The organism is Streptomyces sp. NPDC007088 (assembly GCF_042869355.1).
Lineage (GTDB): Bacteria > Actinomycetota > Actinomycetes > Streptomycetales > Streptomycetaceae > Streptomyces.
The window spans coordinates 155799-173471 of the sequence record NZ_JBIAFO010000005.1; the positions used below are offsets into that span (position 1 = coordinate 155799).

Sequence of the window (17673 nt, forward strand, 5' to 3'; positions counted from 1 at the left end):
CGCCAGGCGATCCGGTCACCCCACGACGGTGGGAGACGCGCTCCGGCCGGGGCCGCCGTCCGCTGGCAGCCATCCGCCGAGGTCCCGCGAGAGGCGGGCGTACCGGTGGAAGCGGGCGCCGGCTCAGCGCGCCCGAGCCCGTCGCGGACCCGCCTCCCGTGCCACCGCCCCGCTCGCGGCCTCCACGAACCCGCGCGCCACCCGTACGTCCGTACCCACCTCCGGGTGCCACTGGACGCCGAGCACCCACGGATCGCCCGGCAGCTCCAGGGCCTCCACGGTGCCGTCCAGCGCGTGCGCGCCGGTCACCAGGCCCGCTCCGAGCCGGTCGACCGACTGGTGGTGGTGGACCGGGACCTCCACGGACTCCGGGACGAGCGCGGCGTACCGCGTTCCGGGTGCCGGCGTCACCGGATGCGTGCCGAAGACGCCGTGTCCGCCGCCGTGGCCCTCGATGTGCTGGTGCAGGGTGCCGCCCAGCGCCACGTTGAGCAACTGCATGCCCCGGCAGATGCCGAACAGCGGGGTGCCGGAGTCCAGGGCCGCCTCGATCAGGGCGAGTTCCCACGCGTCGCGCTCGGGGGCTGCCGGGCCGCACCGCGGATGGCGCTCGGCGCCGTAGCGCGCGGGGTCCACGTCGGCCCCGCCCGCGATCACCACTCCGTCCAGCCGCGCCACCGTGCGCGCCGCCCGCCGTGGTGCGTCCGGCGGCAGCAGCGCCGTGAGGGCGCCCGCCGACCGCAGCAGGCCCGGGTAGCCGGCCGGCAGCAGAGCCGCGGGCAGCCGCCACTCGCCCCACGCGGCCTCCGCCTCCCAGTACGTACTGATACCGACGAACGGGACGAAGGGCTCAGGCACCGCGGACCGCCTCTCCGTACGGGCCGTCACCACCCGGGCTCCTCCGGACCGGCCGGCCGTTCCGACCCGGCGCCGGACACGCGCGGGACACCACGAGGACGCGACGCGCGGACGCGGCACCACGAGGGTTCGGCACCACACGGACGCGGCACCACCGGGACGACGCGAGAACGCCGCACGACGCAAAGGCATGCTGCCACACCATTGCCGTAGGGCAGGCACGGTTCGCCGATCCCCGTCCCGGGCGGCCGGCGCGCCCTCGCGGCGGGCCGTCGCTCAGGCCAGGAAACCGCGCAGGAGCGCCGCCGTACCGGCGCAGTGCTCCCGCATCGTCTCGCCCGCCGCCCGCTCGTCCCCCGCGAGCAGCGCCGCGACCAGCGCCTCGTGCTGCCGCTGGGCGTGCTCCAGGCCGCGCACCAGCAGCGGGATGCAGTCGAGCAGTTCGTTGACCGTCGCCCGCACCTCCGCGTACCGCGCGGCCAGCGTCGGGGAGCCCGACAATTCGGCGATCGTCAGGTGCAGCAGCGTGTCCTGCCTGCGGTACTCGGGCAGCGGCGCGTCAGCCGTGGCCTCCAGCGCCGCGCGCAGCCGTCCGTCGCGGCCCTCCGCCCGCTGCCCGCGGGCGCACAACCGGGCGGCGCCCACCTCGAGGACCTCGCGGAAGTCGAGGACGTCCGCGAGATCCACGCCCTCGACACGGCGCCGCAGCTCCGCGCGCCCGGCCGCCTCCTGCGCGGCGTACGGCCTCGGCAGCACGAAGGTGCCCCCGTACCGGCCGCGCCGCGAGCACACCAGGCCCTCCGCGTGCAGCACCCGCAGCACCTCGCGCAGGGTTGCCCGGGAGACACCCAGCCGCGCGGCCAGCTCCCGTTCCGGAGGCAGCCGCCGCCCCGCGGGAACGAGACCGAGCCGTACGACCTGGAGGATCTGCTCCAGCGCCTCCTCGAAGCCGTTCCCGCCGCGCACCGGGCGCAGCAGCAGCGGGTCCCGCGCGGCCGGCCGGAGCGCCCGCTCCGCCGGCGCCCCGTCGCGCGCGGCGGGCCTCGCGTCCCCGGTCTCCTCCCCCACGGTCGCGCCCCCTTCCCCTCAATGGTCGCCCGCCATACCTTAGGGCGTGTCCGCGAGGTCCCGCACAGCACCCACGGCGCCCGGCACGCACGCTCGCCGCACCGGACACCGCGGGCACCGCACAAGACGTCGCGGCCACCCCCAGAGCCTCCGGCTGACCGAAGGAGCACCTCCCGTGGCGGAGCGCACACCCCCCTTGAGCGTCGACGAACTGCACCTGCTCGTGCGCGCGGGGGACATCGACACGGTCGTCCTCGCCTTCCCCGACATGCAGGGCCGGCTCCAGGGCAAGCGGTTCGCGGCCGGCTTCTTCCTCGACGAGGTGCTGCGGCACGGCAGCGAGGGCTGCGACTACCTGCTCGCCGTGGACGTCGAGATGAACACCGTGGATGGATACGCCAGTTCCTCCTGGGAGCGGGGCTACGGCGACTTCGCGATGCGCCCCGACCTCGCGACCCTGCGCCGCGTCCCCTGGCACCCCGGCACCGCGCTGCTGCTCGCCGACCTCGAAAGCGCGGACGGCGAACCGGTCCCCGTCGCGCCCCGGCAGATCCTGCGCCGTCAGCTCGACCGGCTCGCGGGGCTCGGACTGACCGCCCGCGCGGGCACCGAGCTGGAGTTCATCGTCTTCAAGGACACCTACGAGCGGGCCTGGGACCTCGGCTACCGGGGCCTGACCCCGGCCAACCAGTACAACGTCGACTACTCGGTCCTCGGCACCGGCCGCGTCGAACCGCTGCTGCGCCGCATCCGCAACGACATGGCGGGCGCCGGACTCACCGTCGAGTCCGCGAAGGGCGAGTGCAACCCGGGCCAGCACGAGATCGTCTTCCGCTACGACGAGGCGCTCGTCACCTGCGACCACCACAGCCTCTACAAGACCGGGGCCAAGGAGATCGCCGCGCAGGAGGGCTGCTCGCTCACCTTCATGGCCAAGTACAACGAGCGCGAGGGCAACTCCTGTCACATCCACCTCTCGCTCGCCGACCTGGAGGGCACCCCGCTCATGGCGGGGGAGGCGGCCGACGGCATGTCCCCGCTCATGCGGCACTTCCTGGCCGGACAGCTCGCCGCCCTGCGGGACTTCGCGCTCCTGTACGCGCCCACCGTCAACGCCTACAAACGCTTCCGCGCCGGCTCCTTCGCCCCGACGGCCGTCGCCTGGGGCCGCGACAACCGCACCTGCGCCCTGCGGGTCGTCGGGCACGGCCCCTCACTGCGCTTCGAGAACCGTCTGCCGGGCGGGGACGTCAACCCGTATCTCGCCGTCGCCGGGCTGGTCGCGGCCGGACTGTACGGAGTGGAGCACGAACTCGAACTCCCCGCCCCCTGCGGGGGAAACGCCTACGAGGGCGACTACGCGCACGTGCCGGGGACCCTGCGGGAGGCCGCCGGGCTGTGGTCCGCGAGCCCGCTCGCCCGGGAGGCGTTCGGGCAGGATGTCGTCGACCACTACGCCAACATGGCCCGCGTCGAACTCGACGCCTTCGACGCGGCGGTCACCGACTGGGAGCTGCGCCGCTCCTTCGAACGGCTCTGAGCCCGCCCGTGACCGAGCGGCTCCCGGCCCGCCCGCGCGCGGCCGGGACCGCGCCGTCCGTCAACCACTCTGGAGGACAGGCACGTTGAACGAGATCGCGCCGTACGGGGACGACCCCGGCTCGCTGACCGTCCTCGACCCCGCCACCGAGAAGGTGCTGAGCACCGTGCCCGCCGCGAGCGCCGAGGACGTCGACCGGGCCGTGCGCCGTGCCGCCCGCGCCCAGAGCGGCTGGGCGGCGCTGGCCCCCGCCGACCGGGCCCGGCTGCTGCGCCGCTTCGCCGCCGTCGTGGACGCGCACGTCGAGGAACTGGCCCGGCTGGAGGTCTCCGAGGCCGGGCACACCCTCGGCAACGCCCGCTGGGAGGCGGGCAACGTCCGGGACCTGCTGGAGTACTGCGCCGGGGGAGTGGAACGCCTCAACGGCCGGCAGATCCCGGTGGCCGGCGGGGTCGACGTGACCTTCCTCGAACCGCTCGGCGTGGTCGGCGTCATCGCCCCCTGGAACTTCCCGATGCCGATCGCCGGCTGGGGCACCGCCCCCGCCCTCGCCGCCGGCAACGCGGTACTGCTCAAACCCGCCGAGACCACCCCGCTCACCGCCCTGCGCCTGGCCGAACTCGCCCGCGAGGCCGGGCTGCCCGAGGACCTCTTCCAGGTGCTGCCCGGCACCGGCCCCGTCGCGGGCGAGGCCCTCGTACGCCACCTTGGCGTCGCCAAGATCGTGTTCACCGGGTCCAGCCGCGTCGGGCGGCGCGTCATGGCCCTGTGCGCCGAACAGGTCAAGCCCGTCACCCTCGAACTCGGCGGGAAGAGCCCCAACGTGGTGTTCGCCGACGCGGACCTGGAGGCCGCCGCGGCCGGTACGCCGATGTCCTTCCTCGACAACGCGGGCCAGGACTGCTGCGCCCGCACCCGCATCCTCGTGCAGCGCTCCGCCTACGACCGCTTCCTGTCCCTGCTCGTGCCCGCGCTGCGCTCCGTCGTCGTCGGCGACCCGGCCGACGAGGCCACCCAGATGGGCCCGCTCGTCTCCGCCCGCCAGCGCGAGCGGGTGCGCTCGTACGTGAGCGAGGACCTGAGCCTGGTACGCGGCTCCTGCCCCGGGGGGCCCGGGTTCTGGTACCCGCCGACCCTGGTCACCGACGTCTCCCCCGAGGCCCCGGTCGCCGTCGAGGAGGTCTTCGGGCCGGTCGCCGTCGTCCTGCCCTTCGAGGACGAACAGGAGGCGGTACGGCTCGCCAACGCCACCCCCTACGGGCTCTCCGGATCGGTGTGGACCCGGGACGTCGGCCGCGCGCTGCGCGTGTCACGGGGCATCGCGGCCGGGAACCTCTCCGTCAACTCGCACAGCAGCGTGCGCTACACGACCCCCTTCGGGGGCTACCGGCAGTCCGGCCTCGGCCGGGAACTGGGCCCCGACGCGCTCACCGCGTTCACCGAGACCAAGAACGTCTTCATCGCCACGGAAGGCTGACGCCCCATGACCAGCACCCCGCCGCCCCCCGCCCCCGACGGGGAGCAGCCCGTCTGCCGCCGCCTCGTGGGCCGTACCGCCGTCGTCACCGGCGCCGGCAGTGGCATCGGCCTCGCGAGCGTGCGCCGGCTCGCCTCCGAGGGCGCCCACGTCGTGTGCGCCGACATCGACGGTGACAGCGCGAAGGCGGCCGCCGAGGAGGTCGACGGCACCTTCGTCCGCGTCGACGTGACCGCCCCCGAGCAGGTCGACGCCCTCTTCCGGACCGCCTTCGACACCTACGGCAGCGTCGACATCGCCTTCAACAACGCCGGTATCTCCCCACCCGAGGACGACTCCATCCTCGACACCGGACTCGACGCCTGGCGCCGCGTCCAGGAGGTCAACCTCACCTCCGTCTACCTGTGCTGCAAGGCGGCCCTGCCCTACATGCGGCAGCAGCGGCGCGGCTCCGTCATCAACACCGCCTCCTTCGTCGCCCGGATGGGCGCGGCCACCAGCCAGATCTCGTACACCGCCTCCAAGGGCGGGGTCCTCGCGCTGTCCCGCGAACTCGGCGTGCAGTTCGCCCGCGAGGGCATCCGGGTCAACGCCCTGTGCCCGGGGCCCGTCAACACCCCGCTGCTGCGGGAGCTGTTCGCGAAGGATCCCGAGCGCGCCGCGCGCCGGCTCGTGCACATCCCGCTCGGCCGCTTCGCCGAGGCCACCGAGATCGCCGCCGCCGTCGCCTTCCTCGCGAGCGACGACTCCTCGTTCGTCAACGCCACCGACTTCCTCGTCGACGGCGGAATCTCGGGCGCGTACGTGACCCCCCTGTAAACGCGGGATGTACGGTGCATGACACCGAGGCCGGGGGCGTCCGCGCACGTGCCGCGGGCGCCGCCGGACCCCGGGCTCCGCCTGCCGTCGGACAGATCGGACCCCCCATGCGCACCCGTCCGTTGCTCGCCTCCCTGTGCTCCCTCGGGCTCGCCGCCGCGGCCCTCGTCGGCGCCGCCCCCGCCCAGGCCGCGGGGACCGCGGCCCCCGCGCGCGGCACCCACTGCCCCCAGCTCTCCCGCGCACTGCCCTGGTACGGCCACAACCGCGAGGCCCTCCAGCGGGTCATCGACGAACGCGGCACCTGCTCCCGCCCCCACCTGGGCGGATACGGCGAGGACCGTCCTGTCGCCGCCTTCGACTGGGACAACACCGTCTCCAAGAACGACATCACCGACGCGACGATCGCCTGGTCGTTGCGGCACGACAAGATCCTGCGCCCGCGCAGCTGGAAGGCGACCAGCGCCTGGCTCACCGACGCCGCCGACCGCGCCCTGACCGCGGCCTGCGGAACCGACCGGCCCGTCGGCGCGCCGCTGCCCACCTCGACGCGGCCCGACTGCGCCGACGAGATCTTCGAGATCCGCAGCGCGGCGAGGACCATGAGCGGCGAGGAGGCCTTCGCCGGTGAGTGGAACCACCGCAGGACCGTCCCCGAGTACGCCTGGGTCCCGCAGCTCTTCGCCGGGCACACCCCCGCCGAACTCACCGACTACACCCGCAGGGCACGCGCCGAGGCCCTCGCCGCCCCCGTGGGCAGCGAGCAGAAGGTCGGCACCCACACCGTCCCCGCGTACGTGCGCTACTACCCGCAGCAGCGCGACCTGATCCGCACCCTGCGGCGTGCCGGTTTCGACGTGTACATCGTCTCGGCCGGCTCCGAACCCGTCACCGAGGTGTGGTCCGCGGGCGTCGGCATCGACAAGAAGCACACCATCGCCATCCGCAGCCTCCTGGACCACCGCGGCCGCATCACCACCTGGAACGAGGGCTGCGGGGACCGGCCCGACAGCCGGGGCGGCGACATCCCCTACATCGACGGCAAGCGCTGCTGGATCAACCAGGAGATCTTCGGTGTCCACGGCAAGCGCGCCTGGGACCGGCAGGACGCGGCACACCGCATCGCGATCGGCGGCGGGGACGCGGACACCGACGTCACCTTCGTCGGCGACGCCACCGGCGCCCACCTCGTCCTGAACCGGAACAAGAACGAGATCATGTGCCGCGCCTACGACAACCGCGACGGCCGCTGGCTCGTCAACCCCATGTTCATCGAGCCGCTGCCCCGAAAGGAGGGCGTCTACCCCTGCGCCACGACCGGCCGCACCGAGGAGGACGGCACGGCGGGGCCGGTGCGGCGCGAGGACGGCTCCGTCGTCCCCGATCAGCGGGACACCGTGTACGGCACCGGGGCCACGTCCTAGGGTTGCCGCATGAGCACGCCTCCCGCACCGCCCGGCTGGTACCCCGATCCCGGGGCGGCGCACGCCGAGCGCTGGTGGGACGGCACGGCCTGGACCGCCCAGGTGCGGCGGGCGGGCGGCGTACCCGAGCTGCCCGACCCGGTCGAGGCGGCCTACGGCACGGGCTTTGGGCCGCCGGGCTCCGGGGACACCTCCCCCGGGCCCGCGCGGCGGCCGGTGCGCGGACGCGTCGTGGCGGTGACCCTCGTCGGCGCCGTGCTCGCCGCCGCGATCGTCACCGGCATCGCCGCCCTCGGGACCGGGGACGACCCGGAGATCAGGGTCACCGACCCCGGCGCGGGCCCCACCACCCCGCACCCGCCGACGAGCGCCCCGGCGCCGGGCCCCTCCGCGAGCGGCGACCCGCACCTGCTCGTCGACGAACTGAACAACATCTCCGTACCGGTGCCCGCGGGCTGGAAGAAGACCGGCGACCTGGACGGCCTGCCCACCATGGTCACCGAGAAGCACTACCCGTGCCCCGGCGCCACCACGTACTGCGACCAGGGCCGCGTCAGCACCACCACCGCCCGCGAGGACAGCGCGGGCGACAACAGCCCCCGCGCGGCGGCCGAGGCCGACATCGAGGACACCGCCGCCCACGCCTACGACCGGGACGGGGCGGGCGGCCGCCCCTTCGACGGCATGACCGGACACCGCGAGGTCGCCGCCGGGCCCGTCGAAGTGGCCGGACGCCAGGGCTGGTTCGTCCGCTGGCGGGTCAGCACCAGGACCGGGCCGGGCGGCTGGGCCCAGTCCCTGGCCTTCCCCGCCCCGACCGGGGCGGGCGCCGTCGCCGTGGTCCGCTTCACCCTCGACACCGGGCCCGGCGCGCCCCCCGTCTCCCTCATGGACACCGTGACGCGCGGTATCAGAACGCTCGACGAAAGCCGCTGACCCGGCCCGCCCGCCCTCGCCTCCCGCCGTCACGGCAGGTCACAGGAAGGTGCGTCCCTCGCCCCGGTAGGTCGGCACCGTGGCCGTCACCTCGTCACCCGTCACGAGGTGCAGGCGGTCGAAACGCTCGCACAGTTCGCCCGCCTTCGCGTGCCGGAACCACACCCGGTCCCCGATCAGCAGATCGTCGGCGACCGCGCCCAGCAGCGGGGTCTGCACCTCGCCCGCACCCTCCTGCGGGTCATAGGCCAGCCCCTCCGGCAGGTACGGCACCGGGAGCCGGTCCGGGCCCGGCGCGCCGGAGGCGGGATACCCGCCGCCCAGCACCGTCACCACGCCCACCCCGGGCCTGCGCACCACCGGCATCGCGAACAGCGCCGCCGGACGGCCCGTGAACGAGGTGTAGTTGTCGAACAGCCGCGGCACGTACAGCCCCGAGCCCGCCGCGATCTCCGTCACCGCCGACTCCGCCGCCGTGTGCTGCACACTGCCCGTACCGCCGCCGTTGACGAACTCCAGGTCCGGCGCGACCGAGCGGACCGCCCGCACCACCTCCGCGCGCCGAACCACCAGCTCCCTGCGCGCCGTCGCCTGCATCAGCCGCACCGCGCGGGAACGCAGCGGACTGCCCGCCACCTTGTCGCCCACACCCGCGACATGGCCCTCGTACGCCATCAGGCCGACCAGCCGGAAACCCGGGGTCCGCGCGACGGCCCGCGCCAGCTCCGCGACCTGACCGGGGGAGTGCAGCGGCGAGCGGCGCGCGCCGAACCTCACCCGGCCGCCCAGCAGACGCAGCGAGGTGTCCAGCTCCAGGCACACCCGGATCTCCTCTCGGCCCCCGTCCCGCGCGGCGTCGATGAGGCGCAACTGCGCCGGATCGTCCACCATCACGGTCACGGCGGCCGCGAGCTTCGGGTCGGCCGACAGCTCCGCGTACCCCTCCCGGTCCACGGAGGGGTAGGCCAGCAGCACGTCCTCGAAACCGGAACGGGCCAGCCACAGGGACTCCGCGAGCGTGAACGACATGATCCCCGCGAAACCCTCCCGCGACAGGACCCGTTCCAGCAGCGCCCGGCAGCGTACGGACTTGCTCGCCACCCGGACCGGTTTGCCACCGGCCCGCCGCACCAGATCGGCGGCGTTGGCGTCGAAGGCGTCGAGATCCACCAGGGCGAGCGGGGCGTCTAGTTGGGCGGTGGCCCGGTCGTAACGGGCACGGTCGGCGGCGCGGGCAGTCATGTCCGCAGCCTGCCAGACCGTCCTACCGATGGGTAGGGGGACGTTCCGGGCAGAAGGCCGCGAGCTGCCCGAGCAGTCCCCCCGGCCCCGCCGCAGCCCGTAAAGTGTCGGCACACCGGAGCGCGAACACGCCTGCCCCGAGGGACCGGTGGCGTCGGCGAACGGAAGGAGCGGGGGAGCGCATGAGCACGGACGCGCCGCGCCGCCCACCCGCCGCACCCCCCGCCCCGCAGACCCCGCCGCGGCGCCCACCCGCCCCGCAGACCCCGCCCCGGCCGCAGCGGCCCCCGCGCCCCGCCGACGGGGCCGAGGCGGCGCGGACGTCCGGGGAGGCGGCCTGTGGGCACCCCCCGGCCACCCCGCGGTCCGCGCCCTCCCCGGCCACCAACCGGCCCGCGCCTCCCGCGCCTCCCGCGCCTCCTCCCGCCCCCGGCCCGTCCGGGGCGCTCCCGCCGCGCCCCGCCGCGCCACCGCGCCCCGTGCGGCCCCCGCGGGTGCCGCTGCCCCGGCTGAGCCCGCCCAAGGCACCCCCCGTGCCGCCCGCTCCCGGGCCCACCGCACCCCCGCCCGCCCCCCGGGACCCGCGCCGGGAGACCGCCGCCGCGCGGCCCGACCGGCGGTTGCCCGGCACCGTCGACCTGCGCCCGGGACCGCACACCGGGGCCCCCTTCGTCCGCGTCGACCGGCCCGAGCACTACGACGACACCACCACCCGGCTGCGCCCCGTCGGTCGCCGCCCGCGCCCCAGAACCCTCGCCGCGGCGACCGGCGTCGTTCTCGGACTCGGGCTCATCAGCGGTTCGCTCGCGGGCAGTTGGCTACGCGGTGAGCAGGCGGCCCCGGCCCGGCCCAGCGCCTACGAGGCGGCCGCCGGACTGTGGCACAGCACCCCCGTCGACACCCTCTTCCCGCCCGTCGTCCACGGCAGGGGCGCCGGGCCCGGCGGGGCCGACCGCACCTGGAACCGGATCGCCGTCGCCCCCGACAGCGGCTGCGCCCACGCCTTCGACCCGCTGCTGCGCAAGGCGCTGGCCCCGGTCGGCTGCCTGCGCCTGCTGCGCGCGACCTACACCGACGCGACCCGCAGCCACGTCACCACCGTCGGCCTGCTGTTCACCAAGGGCGACAGCGCCGCGATGAAGGCCCTGCACACCCGCTTCACCAGCGAGGGCCTGGACCGCCGCACCGACCTGCTGCCCCTCCCGTACGCCCGCGCCGGTACCCCCGCGGCCGGTTTCGGGCCGGCCCAGCGCGCGAGCTGGACCCTCACGGTCCGCACCGACCTGCCCCTCGTGGTCTACGCCGTGTCCGGCTTCGCCGACGCGCGCCCCGTCCCCACCCCCGTCCCCGCGTCCGCCGCCACCCGGGCCGGGGCAGGCTCCGCCGTCGCCCAGGCCGGACTCGGCCACGACGCCCAGGGCCTCGCCGACCACCTCGCCCGGGGCGTCCGCGCCGCCGCCCCCACCCGCTCGGAGCCCGCGCCATGATCCTCGGCCCACCCCGGCGGGCGCCCCGCGCCCTGCTCGCCGCCGGCGCCGCCGTCGTCCTCGCCCTGCTGCCCGCGACCGCCGCGCGGGCCGACGGCATAAGAGCCCAGCAGTGGGGCCTGGAAGCGCTGCACACCGAGCAGGTCTGGCCCACCACCAAGGGGCGCGGCGTCACCGTCGCCGTCCTGGACACCGGGGTGGACGACAGCCACCCCGACCTGGAGGGCAACGTCCTGAGAGGCAAGGACCTCGTCGGCTTCGGCGCCGCCCGGGGACAGGACCACTGGGCCGAGCACGGCAGCGCCATGGCCGGGATCATCGCCGCCCACGGCCACGGGCCCGGCAGCGCGGACGGCGTCATGGGCGTCGCGCCCGAGGCCAGAATCCTCCCGGTCCGGGTGATCCTGGAGGACGAGGACCCCAAGCGCCCCGAGGCAGGACGCACCCGGGGCGGCGCGCTCGCCGAGGGCATCCGCTGGGCCGCCGACCACGGGGCCGACGTCATCAACCTGTCGCTCGGCGACGACAGCGCCTCCGCCCGCCCCCAGGCCGCGCAGGACGCCGCCGTCCAGTACGCCCTGAAGAAGAACGTCGTGGTCGTCGCCTCCGCGGGGAACGGCGGCGAGAAGGGCGACCACGTGTCCTACCCGGCCGCCTATCCCGGGGTCATCGCGGTCACCGCCGTCGACCGCTACGGAGAGCGCGCCCCCTTCTCCACCCGCCGCTGGTACGCGACCGTCAGCGCGCCCGGCGACGACGTCGTGACCCTCAACCCCGACCGCCGCTACTACGAGGGCTGGGGCACGAGCGCCGCCGCCGCCTTCGCCTCCGGGGCCGTCGCCCTCCTGCGCTCCGCCCACCCCGGACTCCCGCCCGATCAGGTCAAGGACCTCCTGGAGGACACCGCCGCCGACCCGCCGGGCAACGGCAGGGACGACGCGCGCGGCTTCGGCACCATCGACCCGGCCGCCGCGCTCAAGGCGGCCGCCCGGGTGCGGCCCCAGAACACGCACCTGGCGGTGTACGGCCAGAAGTACTTCGGCGGCGGCCCCACCCCGCCACCCGCCCCACCCGGGCGCCGCCCCGACTGGGCGGCACCCGTGGCCGCGGCCACGGGCGGTCTGCTGCTGCTCGCCGCCGGAGCGCTGTGGCGCGGACGGCCCGGCCGCGCACGGGCGGGCCGCGCCTGAGGACCGGGCGGGCCGCGCCCGAGGATTCCGGGCGCGCGGCCGGCCGCCGAGGCCGCCGCGCGCGGCCGCGCCCCCGTCGATAGGCTCGACGCCGTGGCCAACAAGAACATCCCGGACTCCGGATTTCCCGACGACGACGGCCGTGCCGACCCCGCGCTGAGCGCCGCGCTCTCCGCGTGGGCCGAGGACCACACCGCGCACGCGGCGGTCCTCGGCGCGCTGCGCGGCGCCCGCCTGCTCGTGCCGGTCGTCGCCGTGCTCGGCGAGGCCGAACAGGACGAGAACGGGCTCAGGCGCGAGAAGACCAGCGACATGGCGGTCCCCACGCTCAAGGCCGGAGACCGCAAGGCGCTGCCCGCCTTCACCTCGACCGAGAGCCTCGCGCGCTGGGACCCGGCCGCGCGCCCCGTCGCCGTCCCCCTGCGGCAGGCGCTGGAGGCCGTCGCGCACGAACAGGCCGACACCCTCGTCCTCGACCTCGCGGGCCCCGTCCCCTACGAGATCACCGGGCCGGCGCTGCGGGCCCTGGCCGAAGGACGCACGAGCACCGACCCGCTCGCCGACCCGCACGTCACCGAGGCCGTCCGGGACACGGTCGCCGCCGAGCCCGACGTGCTGCGCGCCCACCTCGGGCCCAGCCGCAGCGCCGACGGCACCCTCGTCCTCGTACTGGAGGAGGGCATGGGCAACGCCGCCGAGCCCCTCGCGCGACGGATCGCCGAGGTGCTCGCCGAGCACCCGGTGCTGCGCGAGCGGCTGGGGCGCGGACTCGACATCGCGCTGCTGCCGCCGGACGGCAACCCGCCGGGGCAGCCGCTGTTCATCCGCTGAGGACCACGGGGGCCCTCCGCCCCGGACGGCTCCGGCCCCGCCGCCGTGGCGTGCGGGGCCGGAGCCGGCGGGGGAGCGGGGCTCAGCCGAAGACCGGGCCCGTGTACTTCTCGCCCGGCCCCTGGCCCGGCTCGTCCGGGACCAGGCTGGCCTCGCGGAAGGCGAGCTGGAGGGACTTCAGGCCGTCGCGCAGCGGGGCCGCGTGGAAGGAGCTGATCTCGGTCGCTCCCGCGTCCAGCAGACCGGCCAGGGCGTGGATCAGCTTGCGGGCCTCGTCGAGGTCCTTGTGGGCCTCCCCGCCCTCGGCCAGGCCCAGGTTCACGGCGGCGGCGCTCATCAGGTGCACCCCGACCGTGGTGATGACCTCGACGGCCGGGACCTCCGCGATGTCGCGGGTCATGTCGTCGAAGCCGGTGGGCTCACCGGAGTGCGTCGCTTCGCTCATCGCTGGGTGCTCTACTTTCATGGGCGTGCACGGACCGCGCGGGCCCGTGGGCGGGAAACGCGCCTCAGCCTAGGCCCTCAGCCGCCGCCCCCCCCTCGGCGCACGTGGGGGCGCACCCCGCCGGGGCCCTGGTATGCTGGCAGGACGACCGGCCGGAGTGCGCCGTGGCGTCCCACGCTCGTGAGAGCGGGACACCCGCAGGACTCCGGCCACAAGTGGAGGCTCCGAACTCCCACCCGATCGCCCTCACAGGCGGCGGGTCACCGGTCAGACGGTCCGCACCCGAGGCGGTCCCGTCCGATGATGCGCCCCGCGGCCACCGTGGCGGTGCTCCGGTTCACCCCCAGGAGCCCCGCTCGTGATCGTCCGGGGCATTTTTCATGTACCGGCGCGGTTGGTCTCAGTGAACAGACGTTGCGCGGCTGTCTGCCAGATGGCCGTGTGGTGCTACCGAGGAGGATCCATCAGCGCCGAGCCCCGCATCAACGACCGGATTCGCGTTCCCGAGGTGCGACTTGTCGGCCCCAGCGGCGAGCAGGTCGGCATCGTGCCGCTTGCCAAGGCCCTGGAGCTCGCGCAGGAGTACGACCTGGACCTGGTCGAGGTCGCGGCGAACGCCCGTCCGCCCGTGTGCAAGCTCATGGACTACGGGAAGTTCAAGTACGAGTCGGCCATGAAGGCCCGTGAGGCGCGCAAGAACCAGGCGCACACGGTCATCAAGGAGATGAAGCTCCGGCCGAAGATCGACCCGCACGACTATGACACCAAGAAGGGTCACGTCGTCCGGTTCCTCAAGCAGGGCGACAAGGTCAAGATCACGATCATGTTCCGTGGTCGCGAGCAGTCCCGGCCGGAACTCGGCTTCCGGCTGCTGCAGCGCCTCGCGAACGACGTGGAGGACCTCGGCTTCATCGAGTCGAACCCGAAGCAGGACGGCCGGAACATGATCATGGTTCTCGGCCCGCACAAGAAGAAGACCGAGGCGATGGCCGAGGCCCGTGAGGCGCAGGCCGCCCGCAAGGCCGAGCGTCTGGGCCGCTCCGCCGACGAGGCGGACGAGGCGGAGGACGTCGCGGCGGACGTGGAGGAGAACTCCTCCGCCGAGCAGCACGAGCAGCACGCCTAGGTCGCGGTCCGGGACTCTCGTCCCGGATGACAACGGACACAACTGACGTCCCCGCACGCCCGGTTCCAGGACCGGGTGGGGGCGTCACCGACGAGGAGATAACGGCGCCATGCCGAAGAACAAGTCGCACAGCGGTGCCAGCAAGCGCTTCAAGATCACCGGCTCCGGCAAGGTGCTGCGCGAGCGCGCCGGCAAGCGCCACCTGCTGGAGCACAAGTCGTCCCGCGTGACGCGGCGCCTGACCGGCAACGCCGAGATGGCCCCGGGCGACGCCAAGAAGATCAAGAAGCTTCTCGGCAAGTGACGTCGCGGTCCCCGGGCACCCGGGGACTGGACGTCTGAGACCGGGACCCCATCGAACCGGGCCGCGTGACCATCCCGCGGCCCCGCTACAAGGAGTAATCACGTGGCACGCGTCAAGCGGTCAGTCAACGCCCACAAGAAGCGCCGGGCGATCCTGGAGCAGGCCAGCGGCTACCGCGGCCAGCGCTCGCGCCTGTACCGCAAGGCGAAGGAGCAGGTCACCCACTCCCTCGTCTACAACTACAACGACCGCAAGAAGCGCAAGGGCGACTTCCGTCAGCTGTGGATCCAGCGCATCAACGCCGCCGCCCGCGCCAACGGCATCACCTACAACCGCTTCATCCAGGGTCTGAAGGCCGCCAACATCGAGGTGGACCGCAAGATCCTGGCCGAGCTGGCCGTGAACGACGCCGGCGCGTTCGCCACGCTCGTCGAGGTCGCGCAGAAGGCTCTGCCGAGCGACGTCAACGCCCCGAAGGCCGCCTGATCCAGGCGCTCAGCCCTTCGAGCCGTGTCGGGCGGTGGCCCAGCCCACGCCCCGGCAGGACCGCTCCACCGGACCCGCAGACCGCACCACCGGTCTGCGGGTCCTGTGTGTGCGGGCCCCCTCTGGAAACCCCGCCGCCCCGCCTCCCCCTGAGAGTGAGCCCATGCCGGCCCCCGAGCTGTCCTCCCTGCGTTCGCCGCGTGTCGTCGCCGCCCGGAGACTGGCCAAGCGCAGCTTCCGCGGCAAGGAGCGCCGCTTCCTCGCCGAGGGCCCGCAGGCCGTACGGGAGGCCGTGGACCACCTGATCGAGGTGTACGTCACCGAGGAGGCCGCCGAACGCCACGCGGACCTCCTGGAGACGGTGAGCGTCGCCGGAGTGCCGGTGCTGAGCGCGAGCGAGGAGGTGGTGGCCGCGATGTCCGACACGGTCACCCCGCAGGGGCTCGTCGGCCTGTGCCGCTTCCTCGACACCCCCTTCGAACGGGTCCTGGAGACGAGGCCCCGGCTGGTGGCCGTCCTCGCGCACGTACGCGATCCCGGCAACGCGGGCACGGTGCTGCGCTGCGCCGACGCGGCCGGCGCCGACGCCGTGGTGCTCACCGACGCCTCCGTCGACGTCTACAACCCCAAGTGCGTGCGCGCCTCCGTCGGTTCGCTCTTCCACCTGCCGGTCGTCGTGGGCGTCCCCGTCGACCGCGCGGTCGGCGGACTGCGCGGCGCCGGGGTGCGCGTCCTGGCCGCGGACGGGGCCGGGCGGGACGACCTGGACACGGAGCTGGACCGGGGCTCGATGGGCGGGCCGACCGCCTGGGTCTTCGGCAACGAGGCGTGGGGCCTGCCCGAGGAGACCCGGGAGCTCGCCGACGCCGTCGTCCGCGTCCCGATCCACGGGAAGGCCGAGTCCCTCAACCTCGCGACCGCCGCCGCCGTGTGCCTGTACGCCTCGGCCCGCGAACAGCGCCGCCGCTGAGGCGTTCCCGGCACCACCGCGTGGCGACCGCCCGCCGGTGTCCGGCGCCCTTGTTCACACCGGGCTGTCCCTCGTTCACCCAGGGCTAGTAGGGTGACGCTCTCGGGGACCCACTGCACCGGCTTGAGAGGTGGGGTACGGGGATGGCTGTCGGTACGAGCAGGGCGCCGTCGGTGGGGGGCGCGCGGCCGCCGGACACCGCGCAGGACGCCGCGAGCGCCGGCGAGGGCGCCCGGGTCGCCGCCTCCCCGTCCTCCCCGGGGCTCGACCCCGACGACCTGCCCGACGGCCTCGTCGTCGCCGACGCGCACGGCCGCGTCGTGTGCTTCAACCGCGCCGCCGCCCGGATCACCGCGATCAACGCGCGGCGGGCGCTCGGCAGCCCGCTGGAGACGGCCCTGCCGCTGGAGGACCTCGACGGCCGCCGCTGGTGGGCGCTCACCGATCCCTACGGGGGCCTGGCCACCCGCACCGCGCAGCCCGAGCGCAACCTCCTGCTGCCCGGGGGCCGTGAGGTCCTGGTCTCCGCCCGGTACGTGCGCGCCCGCCCGCTCGGCCCCGTGGACCGGGTCGTGGTGTGTCTGCGCGACACCCAGGCCCGGCGCCGTACCGAACGCAGCCACGCCGAACTCATCGCGACCGTCGCCCACGAGCTGCGCTCCCCGCTCACCTCCGTGAAGGGCTTCACCGCGACCCTGCTCGCGAAGTGGGAGAGGTTCACCGACGACCAGAAGCGGCTCATGCTGGAGACCGTCGACGCCGACGCGAACCGGGTGACCCGCCTCATCACGGAACTGCTCGACATCTCCCGTATCGACGCGGGCCGCATGGAGCTGCGCCGGCAGCCCGTGGACATCGCCGCCGCCGCCGCCCGCCACATCCAGGCGCACATCGCGGCCGGCCGTGCCCCCGACCGTTTCGTCGTCAAGGTGCACCGGCCGCTGCCCGGACTGTGGGCCGACCCCGACAAGATCGACCAAGTGCTGAGCAACCTGCTGGAAAACGCCGTGCGCCACGGCGCGGGAACTGTCACGATCGAGATCGCGCCCGCCCCGGCGAAGGACCAGAGCCCGCAGGACCGGTCCCGGCGGGGGGGCACCCCGCCCGGCCGGGCGGAGCACGCGGACGGACCGCCCGAAGGGACCATGATCACGGTGAGCGACGAGGGCCCCGGTATCCCCGAGGAATCGGTGAACCGCGTCTTCACCCGCTTCTGGCGCGGCAGCACGCGCGGTGGCACCGGTCTGGGCCTCTACATCGTCAAGGGCATCGTCGAGGTGCACGGCGGGCGGATCACGGTGGGCCGGGCCCCGGCGGGCGGGGCGGAGTTCCGATTTATGCTGCCCGTGGCCGCTCCGGCGTATCTGAGCCAGTAACCACGGGCACCCTCGCCGCCCCACCCCCCGGTAGACTCGGCCTTTGGCACGTCTGCGTCCCCTTTCGTGGACGACGCGTCCAAGGACCGAGACG

At 74.8% G+C, this 17673-nt stretch carries 17 protein-coding genes; 13 read left to right on the plus strand and 4 right to left on the minus strand.

The genetic code is table 11. The annotated features are described in order from the left end of the window. Positions 1-123: 123 nt before the first annotated feature. Complete coding sequence (locus tag ACFYMP_RS10305; protein WP_388853670.1) at positions 124-858, minus strand: gamma-glutamyl-gamma-aminobutyrate hydrolase family protein; 735 nt, start codon at positions 856-858, stop codon at positions 124-126. A gap of 276 nt (positions 859-1134) precedes the next feature. Next, positions 1135-1926 (minus strand): FadR/GntR family transcriptional regulator, encoded by a 792-nt coding sequence (locus ACFYMP_RS10310; protein WP_388853673.1) that lies wholly within the window; start codon positions 1924-1926, stop codon positions 1135-1137. A 175-nt stretch (positions 1927-2101) separates the two neighbouring features. On the opposite strand from ACFYMP_RS10310, the gene ACFYMP_RS10315 reads away from it, so the two are divergent. The 5 genes from ACFYMP_RS10315 to ACFYMP_RS10335 all read left to right on the plus strand — a co-directional run bounded on the left by ACFYMP_RS10315 (position 2102) and on the right by ACFYMP_RS10335 (position 8122). Further along, complete coding sequence (locus ACFYMP_RS10315) at positions 2102-3466, plus strand: glutamine synthetase family protein (protein WP_388853676.1); 1365 nt, start codon at positions 2102-2104, stop codon at positions 3464-3466. Positions 3467-3560: 94 nt separating this feature from the next. Next, complete coding sequence (locus ACFYMP_RS10320; protein ID WP_388854273.1) at positions 3561-4943, plus strand: aldehyde dehydrogenase family protein; 1383 nt, start codon at positions 3561-3563, stop codon at positions 4941-4943. Between the two features lie 6 nt (positions 4944-4949). Beyond that, entirely contained in the window at positions 4950-5762 is an 813-nt protein-coding gene (locus ACFYMP_RS10325) for a 3-oxoacyl-ACP reductase (RefSeq protein ID WP_388853679.1), read from the plus strand. Positions 5763-5869: 107 nt separating this feature from the next. Continuing rightward, positions 5870-7186, plus strand: a complete 1317-nt coding sequence (locus tag ACFYMP_RS10330; protein WP_388853682.1) for a haloacid dehalogenase-like hydrolase — start codon at positions 5870-5872, stop codon at positions 7184-7186. 9 nt (positions 7187-7195) lie between these two features. Continuing rightward, positions 7196-8122: a DUF2510 domain-containing protein gene (locus tag ACFYMP_RS10335; RefSeq protein WP_388853685.1), complete on the plus strand. Its 927-nt coding sequence runs from the start codon at positions 7196-7198 to the stop codon at positions 8120-8122. A 39-nt stretch (positions 8123-8161) separates the two neighbouring features. On the opposite strand, the gene ACFYMP_RS10340 is transcribed toward ACFYMP_RS10335, so the two are convergent. After that, positions 8162-9364, minus strand: a complete 1203-nt coding sequence (locus ACFYMP_RS10340) for an amino acid deaminase/aldolase (RefSeq protein WP_388853688.1) — start codon at positions 9362-9364, stop codon at positions 8162-8164. A gap of 533 nt (positions 9365-9897) precedes the next feature. Here ACFYMP_RS10340 and ACFYMP_RS10345 point away from each other — a divergent pair. The 3 genes from ACFYMP_RS10345 to ACFYMP_RS10355 all read left to right on the plus strand — a co-directional run bounded on the left by ACFYMP_RS10345 (position 9898) and on the right by ACFYMP_RS10355 (position 12872). Beyond that, on the plus strand, positions 9898-10851 hold the full coding sequence (locus ACFYMP_RS10345; RefSeq protein ID WP_388853691.1) for a hypothetical protein: 954 nt from the start codon (positions 9898-9900) through the stop codon (positions 10849-10851). Then, positions 10848-12041: a type VII secretion-associated serine protease mycosin gene (mycP, locus tag ACFYMP_RS10350; RefSeq protein ID WP_388853694.1), complete on the plus strand. Its 1194-nt coding sequence runs from the start codon at positions 10848-10850 to the stop codon at positions 12039-12041. The genes ACFYMP_RS10345 and mycP overlap by 4 nt, the downstream gene beginning before the upstream one ends. Positions 12042-12134: 93 nt before the next feature. Continuing rightward, the gene (locus tag ACFYMP_RS10355) at positions 12135-12872 is read left to right on the plus strand and encodes an SseB family protein (RefSeq protein WP_388853697.1); all 738 of its coding nucleotides are present in this window, start codon (positions 12135-12137) and stop codon (positions 12870-12872) included. Between the two features lie 82 nt (positions 12873-12954). Here ACFYMP_RS10355 and ACFYMP_RS10360 read toward each other — a convergent pair whose 3' ends face one another. Beyond that, complete coding sequence (locus tag ACFYMP_RS10360; RefSeq protein ID WP_363148180.1) at positions 12955-13317, minus strand: DUF1844 domain-containing protein; 363 nt, start codon at positions 13315-13317, stop codon at positions 12955-12957. Between the two features lie 439 nt (positions 13318-13756). Between ACFYMP_RS10360 and infC the strand changes: the two genes are divergently transcribed. The 5 genes from infC to ACFYMP_RS10385 all read left to right on the plus strand — a co-directional run bounded on the left by infC (position 13757) and on the right by ACFYMP_RS10385 (position 17579). Next, entirely contained in the window at positions 13757-14443 is a 687-nt protein-coding gene (gene infC, locus ACFYMP_RS10365; RefSeq protein WP_388854276.1) for a translation initiation factor IF-3, read from the plus strand. 109 nt (positions 14444-14552) lie between these two features. Then, on the plus strand, positions 14553-14747 hold the full coding sequence (rpmI, locus tag ACFYMP_RS10370; protein ID WP_019065473.1) for a 50S ribosomal protein L35: 195 nt from the start codon (positions 14553-14555) through the stop codon (positions 14745-14747). A gap of 102 nt (positions 14748-14849) precedes the next feature. Beyond that, on the plus strand, positions 14850-15233 hold the full coding sequence (gene rplT, locus ACFYMP_RS10375) for a 50S ribosomal protein L20 (RefSeq protein WP_363148179.1): 384 nt from the start codon (positions 14850-14852) through the stop codon (positions 15231-15233). A 163-nt stretch (positions 15234-15396) separates the two neighbouring features. Next, positions 15397-16203, plus strand: a complete 807-nt coding sequence (locus ACFYMP_RS10380; protein WP_388853701.1) for a TrmH family RNA methyltransferase — start codon at positions 15397-15399, stop codon at positions 16201-16203. Between the two features lie 143 nt (positions 16204-16346). Beyond that, positions 16347-17579, plus strand: coding sequence for an ATP-binding protein (locus ACFYMP_RS10385; protein WP_388853704.1), 1233 nt, complete (start codon positions 16347-16349; stop codon positions 17577-17579). The last annotated feature ends 94 nt before the right edge of the window (positions 17580-17673 follow it).